6 protein-coding genes are annotated in these 10,926 nt (G+C 47.7%); 2 read left to right on the plus strand and 4 right to left on the minus strand.

The genetic code is table 11. From position 1 onward, the window contains the following. Window positions 1–172: alcohol dehydrogenase catalytic domain-containing protein (locus IH879_12225; protein MCH7675704.1), on the minus strand; the 172-nt coding region annotated here is incomplete at its 3' end. Window positions 173–497: 325 nt separating this feature from the next. On the opposite strand from IH879_12225, the gene IH879_12230 reads away from it, so the two are divergent. After that, complete coding sequence (locus IH879_12230; protein ID MCH7675705.1) at window positions 498–1,589, plus strand: aminotransferase class I/II-fold pyridoxal phosphate-dependent enzyme; 1,092 nt, start codon at window positions 498–500, stop codon at window positions 1,587–1,589. Between the two features lie 308 nt (window positions 1,590–1,897). Then, complete coding sequence (gene nhaC, locus IH879_12235; GenBank protein ID MCH7675706.1) at window positions 1,898–3,340, plus strand: Na+/H+ antiporter NhaC; 1,443 nt, start codon at window positions 1,898–1,900, stop codon at window positions 3,338–3,340. 49 nt (window positions 3,341–3,389) lie between these two features. Here nhaC and IH879_12240 read toward each other — a convergent pair whose 3' ends face one another. From IH879_12240 to IH879_12250, 3 genes are all read right to left on the minus strand, one after another. Beyond that, a complete protein-coding gene (locus tag IH879_12240; protein MCH7675707.1) occupies window positions 3,390–6,089 on the minus strand; it encodes a peptidase M14 in 2,700 nt (899 codons plus the stop codon). Window positions 6,090–6,204: 115 nt separating this feature from the next. After that, entirely contained in the window at window positions 6,205–7,989 is a 1,785-nt protein-coding gene (locus tag IH879_12245) for an amidohydrolase (protein MCH7675708.1), read from the minus strand. A gap of 374 nt (window positions 7,990–8,363) precedes the next feature. Next, a partial coding sequence (locus IH879_12250) for a hypothetical protein (protein ID MCH7675709.1) occupies window positions 8,364–10,926 on the minus strand: 2,563 nt, incomplete at its 5' end.

Consider the following 10,926-nt stretch of genomic DNA (forward strand, 5'->3'; position numbering starts at 1 on the left):
TTGCGGTACCGCGGTCTAAACCTTTCTCGCGTTCATGATATGGATGGAGATCCGAGCCGCAAATTCCGGCCAGATGAACTTTAACGATCACATCTGTGGCTTGCTCAATTTCAGGATCCGGAACTGATTCGTATTTTATGGTTTCTTTTCCGTGGAAGGTTAATGCTTTCATAATTCTCTAAACCTTGCAGGTTTTAAAAACCTGCAAGGTTTACTCTAAGGTTACGATTCAGTTTATTGTTTGGAAATCTCATTTCGCAAAATAACCAACCCAAAGCTGGAATTCAAGGCAAAAATTGTAAAGTGACCCGAAACCGATTTTTAAGGAACGACACAATGGAGTTGACAACCAGCCCTTGTTTTAGTATATTGCAAACGCTTTTCCTGCCTAAAATATTAACAAAACCGGAAATACATTGATAGCTCAAATACATCCCGACGACGAACAGATTTGTCTCGGCCACGATGAAAGCCTCGATGAAAATGCCGGCGCTGTCATGCCGCCAATTGTTCAGACCTCGCTGTTCCGGAAAGGAACGCTTCGGCAATTGCAGGATGAACTGTCAGAAGAGAGCAAGAACTACGTCTACACACGCGGCCAGAATCCAACGGTTGCTGTGCTTGAAGGTAAACTGGCGGCTTTGGAGCGCGGTGAAGCGTGCAAATGCTTTGCCTCAGGGATGGCAGCAGTCAGTGCAGCGCTGACCGGACTTTTGAAACAGGGCGACCATATTCTGTTCGTGAATCACATTTACGGCCCGACGCTCAAGCTCGCACAACACCTCACACGTTTTGGCATTGAGCATACACATACGCTTGAGTTAGATTCCGGCAAAATAGAAAGTGAACTGCTGGCGAATACTCGCATGATCTATTTTGAAAATCCGGGCACCATGATGTTCCGCCTGGTGGACATCCAAAAGCTTGCGGCGTTGGCAAAGAAACACAATATTTTGACCGTCATCGATAACACCTGGGCCACTCCGCTTTTTCAAAAGCCGCTCACTCACGGTGTCGACATCAGCGTGCATTCGTGTACCAAATATATTGGAGGACACAGCGATGTTGTAGCAGGCGCTGTCATTACGAACAAGGCGTTGATGGCTGAGATTTTCCGCGGGGCATATATGCTAAATGGCGGCATCCTCGCACCTTTTGACGCCTGGCTGCTGATCAGGGGACTACGGACGCTTCCCGTACGCTTGAAACAGCATCATAAAGACGCGCTTGCCCTGGCTAAAAATTTGCAGAAGCATCCTCGCATTAAAAATGTGTACCATCCGGCGCTTCAGTCAGCCAGCCTGTCATTAGCGAAACGTTATTTTACCGGCTACTCAGGTCTTTTCAGTATTGAGCTCAACACGGACAAATTCAAAGACATCTGCCGTTTCGTGGATGCGCTGCAGCTTTTTCATAAAGGTGTCAGCTGGGGAGGTGTTGAAAGTCTGGTTATCTCCCCAAACCGCGGCGACAATCAGGAGGTTTTGCAGAAGCTGCAATTGCCACCCGGGCTGGTTCGCTTATCCGTTGGCTTGGAAGGAGCAGAGATGCTAACGGACGACATAATGCAAGCGCTGACAAAGCTCTAGAGTATAATGATTCCTATCGCGGACAAGCCGCAAATCTCAAAAAACAAACTACAAATTACAAGCTTGTCCCCGATTTCAGTGATTTTGTTTGAGAATTTGAAAATTGGATTTTTGGAAATTACTTGTCAGTTACTAAACAACCTGGCAATATACAGTGTTAGCGTGTTCAGCTGTTAAAGTGTTTACGTATTTTATCAAGTTGATTAATTTCAAGATATTAGAACCTGAACACTCGAACACACAAACACGAAAACACTATTATCCACATTGCAACGTTATTTTGAAAACGCTCTACTATCATTAAAACCATGAGCAATTCACTTGATTCTTCAAAAAAGCCAATCTCCCTTTTCGAAGCTGTTTTACCTTTAATCGTGATGTTCATTTGTCTGCTCGTGGGAGCGTTTTCTATCGGCATGGGAACAGAGCTGCTGGTCATCGTCATGCTGACTGCAGCCGCTGTGGCTGGGTTTATTGCGAAAAGAAAAGGTGCTTCCTGGGACGACGTTCAGCGCTCGACGGGTGAAAAGCTGGCATCTGTGCTGCCGGCCATTCTCATTCTGCTGACAATCGGCATGCTCATCGGAACCTGGGTGTTCAGCGGCACCATTCCGACATTGATTTATTACGGTCTCAAACTTGTCAATCCACAGTATATGGTGCTGACTGCTTTTCTAGTGACGGCCGTGATGTCAATTTGTACCGGAACATCGTGGGGTTCTGCGGGCACCGTTGGAGTTGCCTTGATGGGCATGGCCATGGCAATCGATGCGCCATTAGCCGCAACTGCCGGTGCTGTCGTTTCCGGCGCTTATTTTGGTGACAAACTATCCCCACTTTCCGATTCTACGAATATTTGCGCAATCGGTGCAAACGCCAATCTTTATGACCACATTCGCAACATGCTCTATACGGCCGTACCCTCTTTTGTGCTGGCGTTGGTGGTATACGCTTTTGTTGGAAACTTGCATAGCAGTAGTGCTGAAGCTTTGCCGGAAAGCGCCGTACAATTACTCGCCGAACTTGAATCCATCTACAACCTGGGCTGGCTGGCCCTGCTGCCCCCGCTTCTGGTGGTTGCGGGCACGATGCTCAAATATCCTCCGGCTTTAACCATGGCGTCATCTTCTGTCCTTGCCATGTTTATCGGAATCACTTTGCAAGGTTTTGATTTTCAGCAATCACTCAGCGCCGCGGTAAACGGATTTGATCTGAATATGGTTGCAACCCTGGGCCTGAACGCGCCTGACTTGAGCCGGCAGATTGCAACCCTGCTAAATCGCGGCGGTTTGTATTCCATGGTGAATACGCTGCTGGTAATCATTGCAGCATTTCTTCTGGCGGCCGGCATGGATGTGTCCGGAGGATTGGACAAGCTTTTGAACAGCATCCTCAACAAAGTTCGCGGCACATTTGGCCTTATCGCGGCAACGATGAGTTCGGGAAGTATCATGATTTCGCTAACCAGCCACGGCGGCGTCACGGCGCTCATTGTGGGCGGGTTATTTCAAAAAGCTTACAAAGAACACAAACTGGCACCTGAAAATCTCTCACGCTCGCTGGAAGACTCTGTCACTATTGTCGAGCCCCTGATGCCCTGGACGGTTTCTGCTATTTTTATGGCCACTACGCTCGGCGTGCCGACTGCCAATTATATGCCGTGGGCCACTTTCTGTTTCACTGGGCCGCTCTTTTCTCTGCTATGGGCCGCGACTTTTAAGAAATCAAAGTTTGGAACTAAGTTGCTTTGACCTTTTTGTAATTTCGTAATTCTTAATTTTTAATTCTGAATTCTTCATTTTAATGTGCAGGTCCAAAGCAAATCGCATTCAAAAAGAGCAAATTCAAGCCATCCATAAAGGCTCGGTAATTCGGATCTTCTGCAAACGCCACCACATGACCCTGCCCGTGTCGCTGGTGCATTAGATAGGCTTTGCTGGCGATTTGCTTGCGCGCGTCTTCCCAGGTGAACCCGCTCACCAGAACTTTGTCCTCCGGCATATAGAGCGCAACATTTCGGCCTTTATCCAACTTAACGGGCGTAAAAATATTTCTACTCGAAACCATAACATTGGCGTCGCCATCGTAACCGAACGCCAGCCAGTGCTCACTATCCAACTTAACTCGCATGATGGCACCGGGCGTTGAAGCGGGCAATTCTTCTTCAGGTTGAATCGCCTTTTCAACATCAAAGGGCTCAGAAAGATCAGGAGCAGTCTTTTTTGTTTTTGCTTCTTTAGGCTTTTCTTCCTTCTTCTTTTTTTCCGGTTTGCCACCTTTTAATTCCCTGCTGGTGGTCAACAGATCGACTTTATCCTCAGTGAGCCAGTGGGTTGCTTGCCCAAAGGTAATCAGAGTACCACCGTTTTGTACCCAGGCTTTGATTTTTTTAGCGCCCGATTCACCCAGCGTTTTGGTGTAACCCCCTCGTGTATTGGGCAGGATTAAAACATTGTATTTGTGCAGGTCGAAGCGGCCTATTTGTGACGTGTTCATAATCGTAACCGGGTAACTATATTGTTGCTCCAAAATATAGCGCGCCCAACCAACTGAGTATGAACTCGTGGGCGTGTGATAAGCCATTGCAATTTTAGGTTTCTTTAGAAACTTAACATTACCGCTGCCAAAATTAACACCTTCATCCACCCAGGATGTGTTGGTCGCGATGATTTCTGCACCGGTTTCACTTGCGAGTTTCTCCAAACGCTGGTGAAGGTCATCCGGATTGTTTTTTACTTTAATAATTAAAGATCCTCGAGGAAATTTCTTGCCACTGAGCGTCATTGGTTTGTCTGAGCTGAAAACGCGGATATCCTGATGAACCAGACTCAGCAGCGCCTCTGCTGCTGAATTTGTTCCCCACGGAATTAAATAAGCCAGCTGTGCCTTACCCGCTCGAATTTGGCTTTTGTTTGCGACAGTTTCAGACATTACAGTGAAGCGGCCACTCGAGGCTTTTTCGGCCCTATATGCCTCAACATCGTAAATTAAGGGCATTGACCAGGCCGTAACATCGTAAATTTGATCACGCAAACGTTTCTTATGACGACGAAGCTGTTCCTTTATGAAAGCGTCATCCATTGAGGTTTGTTTAGCAAGAAGCGTTTTGGCCAGTCGTTTGGCAGGCTGAGCTAGCGAAACGAGGTAAGTCCCTTCCGGGAATCGTTTCGACTGAGTTTGTCCGTCGTAATAGTCTTTGACTTTAGAGTTGGTGAATGCAGTTTCAGCTTTCTTTACCTCAATTCCTTGCCTGAGCAGCAGTGAAACCAACTTGGCCGAACGGTTCGGATCGCTGCCCGGCGGAATGATATATTCTTTAATGGACTCCCGTGAACCTTCTTGAATGGCGGATTGGCGGTACTTGTAAAAATAGCGCAGTAAAGACTCGCGTTTTGTTGCCGCAGTTTCTGCAGTTGCCAAAGAAGAAATAAAATGGTGCTGCACGGCATCGCGGTAGTGCATGGTCGTTTCATCTTCGCGTTTTACGACCAGGCCGCGTGCAGACGCTTGTTCATAAGTCATACCGATAGAACCCTGAAACATCGGCCAGCCTTCGCCATAGCCGGGATAAAATGAGTCGAAGACTTCACCGGTGAAATAGTCAAATTGCATGCGGTCGAACCATTTCGCATTGTTTCGGCCAAAACGTTCCAGCCATTTGATCTGCTCAGGCGGCATTTCAGGATTGAGGGGATCGGCGGGCGGCGCAAAATAGTAAGTCGAATTTGAGCCCATTTCGTGCAAATCCACGAATACCTGGGGATACCACTCAAGGTATGACTCAACACGGCCGCGGGTTTCAGGTTGGGTCAAGGCAAACCAATCACGATTCATATCAAACAAGTAGTGATTGGTACGGCCGCCCGGCCAGTCTTCATTATGCTCAGCAGCTTTCTGATCCGCATTTGGCCAGCGACCCCGCGTCTGCCGAAAATAATTAACGAAACGATCGCGCCCGTCCGGGTTTTGCATTGGATCGATAATGACCACGGTGTTTTCCAGGACCGACTTAGCAACTGTATCCTTTTTCGCGGCAACTAAATGATAGGCCGTTAGCAATCCGGCGTCTGTGCTGGAAATTTCATTGCCGTGAACGCCGTAGGCTAGCCAGGCAATTGACGGCAGGCTTTTGATCAAATCGTCTGCTTCGGCGCTGTTGATTTTTCGCGGGTCGGCGAGTTTCTGCATGCCGTCTTTGATTTCGTCCAGGCGTGCCATATTCTTCTCGGAAGCAATAATCAAGTAGTAAAGCGCCCGGCCTTCCCAGGTTTTGGCGTACTCAACCAGTTCGACATTTCCAGAAGCTTCCGCTAGGGCCTGGACGTAGCGCTCCATTTCGCCATGCGAGGTGATTCTCTCGCCCCAACTGTGGCCGACGACCTGTTTTAGAGTAGGGATTGCCGGATCATATGAGGCATTTGGATAGAAGTCGAAGTTTTTGGCAAAAGAGAGTGCAGTGAGACAAAAAAGCAAGATGGTTATTAAAATTCGTTTTTTCATTTTTCCTCCAAAGAAAGATAAATAAAATGTCGTTCCGGCCGCTAATGCCGGAATCTCCTGCGACAGTGAACCATCCCAGTAGACCCCTGCCTGCGCAGGGGTGACACTAATGCTGTCACTTCACCGTCAACTGCCCCCTTTCATAAACAATCTTGCCGCCAACGACAGTATAAAGCACCTCTGTCTTTAAAATGTCATCAGGCGAAATTTCTAACAGGTTTTGAGAAAGGACCGCCAAGTCAGCCAACTTTCCAACCTCAATCGATCCTTTGATGTCCTCTTCAAAATTGGCATAAGCGGTGTTCAGTGTGTAGGCTTTGATAGCATCTTCAACTCTGATTTTTTCTTCAGGGAACCAGCCCGATTCCGGTTCACCTGTTAAGGTTTGGCGGTTCACCGCAGCATGTATTCCAAACATCGGGTTTATTGGATACTCGGCGGCAGCCGTGCCTGGCCAATCAGTGCCAAAAGACAAGGTCGCGCCGCTGTCCAGAATACTCTTGAATGCATAAGCTCCCTTGCAGCGCTCATGGCCGATGCGCTCCTCCATCCAGCGCATGTCGTCGCTCAGGTGAAAGGGCTGGACTTCTGCTATGACACCCAACTCGCCGAGACGTTTGAAGTCGCCCGGTGCGATGACCTGCGCATGAACCAGGCGAAATCTGCGATCACGCACGCCGTTTTGTTTGTTCAATTCTTCCAAATATTTCAGAATCAGGTTATTGGCTTCGTCGCCGATGGCATGCACAGTAAGCTGCAAGCCCGCTTTATCCGCGTCCAGCATATATTTCAGAAATTTTCCTTCGACAAAATTACCTTCGTCATCAACCATGAGACGGCGCCAGCGGCCACGATTACCGGGGTCATGTGAGTAAGGCTCGAAGAATCGCGCACTGCTGCTTCCCATAATTCCGTCGATATGTCCTTTGAGTCCACCCAATCGGATCCACTCATCTCCTGCGCCGATTTTGATGTCTTGCTCGGCCAGCTCATTCCACCGCTCTAACATGTAGCGAAAGTGCACCCGAACCGTCAACTCGCCCGCTTCATGCAGTTCGCGATAAATTTCGAGCTGCTCGTCGTCCGACATATCACTGACATTGGTTACGCCGTATTTGCGGATTTCGGCCAGCGCCCGTCTCGTCTGTTCAAGGCGGCGTTCATGAGAAAAATTACGTGGGATTTTTGGGCGGACATAAGGTGAAACGACGTCCCCGCGCAAGATACCATTGAATTTTCCATCGTTAAAAACAAACTCAATGCCGGGCAATTCAGAAGGGCTCGATGGGGTTATACCCAGCGCCTTTTGTGCAGCCCCATTGACGGCAAACTCGCTGTTATCAAATTTTCTAATAAATACCGGATTGCTTTTTGTCATCTCCTCCACCAGACTCATGTCGGGGGTAAAGGGTACGCGATTTTGACCACCTGAACTTCCTTCGGCCCAGGAATCATATGCACCCCAGAGTCCCCCGAGAAGCCAATCACCCTCTGGCAATTTTGCTACGACTTCCCGAACTCGCTCGACAAACTCCTCCTGGCTAGAAACCTTCATAATGTTGAATTCTAGAAAGCGCGCGGCTGACGCAAAATGTACGTGGTTATCATTGAATCCGGGAACGACAAAGTGACCTTGCAAGTCCACCGTGTGAGTATTTGCATTCTTGAGGTTCAAAACCTCTTCATCGCTTCCGACAGCAACAAATCTACCGTCTTTAATGGCAACAGCCTCAGCATTCGGGCTTTCCTCATTGACGGTCCAGATGGTGCCGTTGTGGAGAATCAGGATATCGGCTTCAGCAGAATCTTTTTTTGAACAGGCATAAATCAGGATTTGCAGGATTAAAATTAAGACAATTGAGCTGACACGAATGAGTTGATACGTTAGTAAAACATGCATGACTCCCTCCAGAGATAATTTGAATATGTAGGCAGGTGGCAGAAATTTAAGAAAATCTCATTTGAATGTCAAGATGTGTCGGGCTTAAACTCCGGCCATGGCTGGATACGGTCTCGCCATTTCGTCGCGACGCAGAGCATCGCGACGAGATCGTTTGGTTAAGGTAATAGTACAGTGATTCCTAATTACTATTTCAACAGGCAATCGTATTTGTTGTCTTTTAAATGCTGGGTCCGTCATTGATGGTCATTGTGTCATTAAGTCAATGACAATAAATGACTTACTGACAACTAAATGACAGACTCGAAGACAGATTTTTCGATCCTTTGCAGGAGCACTTAATTACGCACGTTATTTAGGAATCACACTACCAGTTATGTTCCTGATACAATCTGTGGCATACTTTGCACTTTTTCATTGATAGGTTTGATAGTGCCTTCAAGAAAAGCTTTATAGGTGGTCTGTGCAGATTGTGTTTCCGATTTTAATTGCTCGATACGGGTCAATTGTGATTGAGTCGGTTTAGCTGTTGCGCCATCGATGTTCCTCATGAGGGACCTGATTTCATCGCGTAATTGTGGTGTTTGGCGATAGTTCATTCGAGGTGGAGGCCGGGTCCATTGAGAACGAATTGCTTTGATATCTTTAAGTGCCTGTTCAATCATTTTCACCGCCGGCTTGCCTGTATCAGGTGTTTTTGATGCAACGGTTTGAGATTCTTGCAGCGGTTCTTTGTTGTAGGTTAACTTTTCTTTAAGTGCTGTTAACTGATTCTTGAGAAATTCTGAATCATTTAGTAAACCATGCACCTGGGAAAGCAAACCGTTTAGTTCGTCCACAGCATTGCTTTGTGCAAGATAGTCCTCCTGGGTTAAAGCGAATCTTGGGTCAGAAGCGACTTCAATCGAGGTTTGCAATTCCTGTCCGGCGGCTTTAAGAGTTGCCGTATACATACCCGGGAGGGCCCATGGTCTGAAAGGACCGGAACGCCGACCCCCGCGAATAGGAGTCCTGAGCTTGGTTGCTTCCTTCCTGCGTAAATCCCACACAATCCGATTTAAACCGGCTTTGGCAGTTGAATCTTCAAGTGTTCTAACCAGGTTGCCATTTGTGTCAGTGATGGTCACCGTTACCGGGTCCTTTGCATCGTTCGCGAGATGGAAATTAATGTACGCGCCATATTCCGGGTTTTTCGCCGCGTATCTACGTTGTCCCTGGCTTTCCAGCCGATTGTGAAGATGCCAACGAGTCGCTTTTCTGGATTGAAATAAATGAACCGCTTTGTTACTGGCATCCGCCAACTCCTGCAAGGGTCGGATATCATCCAAAATCCAGGCGCCGCGACCGTGTGTGCCGACAATCAAATCGCGCTCCCGTGGTTGAATTCTCAAGTCCCTCACCGAGGCTGGCGGTAAGTTGTTGTTGATACGAGTCCAGTTTTTTCCTGAATCCCAGGATGCATAAATACCATGCTCCATGCCGATATACAGCAGATTTTCATAATGCGGATCTTGTCGAATGACTTTGACGTAATCGTCACCGGGCAGGCCATTGACGATTTTTTTCCAGGATTTGCCATAATCCGTTGTCATGAAAGCATACGGTGTGAAGTCATCGCTGCGGTGATGATCAACCGCCACGAAGGCCGTGCCCGCATCGTGTTCCGATGCATGGATTTTGGCGATCCATGAAAAAGCCGGCATGCCTTTTACTTTCTTAGTGAGATCGGTCCAGGTCTTTCCGCCATCGCGAGTGAGCTGCAAGTTGCCGTCATCGGTTCCTACCCAGAGTACATTTGCATCTTTGGGTGATTCAGCAATGGTTAGAATTGAACAATGGAATTCCGCGGCAGTATTGTCCTGGTAAATTTCACCACCGGATGTTTGCTGTTTACTCTTGTCGTTGGTGGTTAAGTCGGGGCTGATAACTTCCCAGCTATGACCCTTGTCGGTGGTCTTGAAAACCACATTGCCGCCAAAGTAGACCGTGCCGGCATCGTGGGTTGATACATGAATGGGGGAGTCCCAATTAAAACGATATTTATGTTCAAAAATGGCATCTCCTGCTGAACCGGTAATTTTGGGATACGGATGAATATTGCGCACATTTCCGGTTCTGCTATCGACATGAAAAATAACACCACCTTGCAAATTGGCATAAACTTCGTGTTCGTTTCCGGGAATGGGAACAGCATAATAACCATCACCACCTGCTAAGGCTTGCCAATCTCTTTTGAGAATTCCCTGGCGGCGTAAAGAATTGCTCGGTCCGACCCAGGTACCATTGTCTTGCAAACCGCCGTAAACATGATAGGGCTGCCGGTTGTCAACAAACAGTTGGTAGAATTGCGATAACTCAACATTGTTGATAATATCAAAGGTCGCGCCGCTATCGTATGAAATTTGAAAACCACCGTCACTGCCGCTCAAAACACGGTTAGAATTCATGGGATCAATCCACATCGATTGGTGGTCACCGTGAACGTTTTCGGCAATGCGAGCGAATTTTTTCCCGCCATCCGTTGATTTAAACAGACGGCCCGAAAGTGAATAAATGACTTCCGGGTTGTTAGGATCTACCCGGATATCGCTGTAGTAGAATGGACGGAAGTTAATGTTACGATTGTCATTGACCATTCGCCAATTGTCGCCGCGGTCATCTGACCTGAAGAGCGTACCCCCTTTTTTGAATTCGGTGATTAGGTAAACGGTATTGGGTTGACTTTGAGCGATGGCAATCCCAATCCGGGTCATCGGGGCGTCAGGAAGACCTTTGTGGATTTTATCCCAGGTTTCGCCACCATCCATAGAACGGTAAAGCGCGGTATTTTTTCCACCATCATCAAACCGCCATGGACGTCTGCGAAAGGTCCACATACCGGCATATAAAATGCGCGGGTTGTTGTTTTCCATGGCAATGTCGGAGCAGCCCGTATCT

This window comes from candidate division KSB1 bacterium (assembly GCA_022562085.1).
In the GTDB taxonomy this organism is placed as follows: Bacteria; Zhuqueibacterota; Zhuqueibacteria; order Oceanimicrobiales; family Oceanimicrobiaceae; genus Oceanimicrobium.

Coding starts and splice junctions, on each gene's coding strand:
- IH879_12230 (MCH7675705.1), top strand. CDS start 498: ATGCCGCCAATTGTTCAGACCTCGCTGTTCCGGAAAGGAACGCTTCGG.
- nhaC (MCH7675706.1), top strand. CDS start 1,898: ATGAGCAATTCACTTGATTCTTCAAAAAAGCCAATCTCCCTTTTCGAA.
- IH879_12240 (MCH7675707.1), bottom strand. CDS start 6,089: ATGAAAAAACGAATTTTAATAACCATCTTGCTTTTTTGTCTCACTGCA.
- IH879_12245 (MCH7675708.1), bottom strand. CDS start 7,989: ATGCATGTTTTACTAACGTATCAACTCATTCGTGTCAGCTCAATTGTC.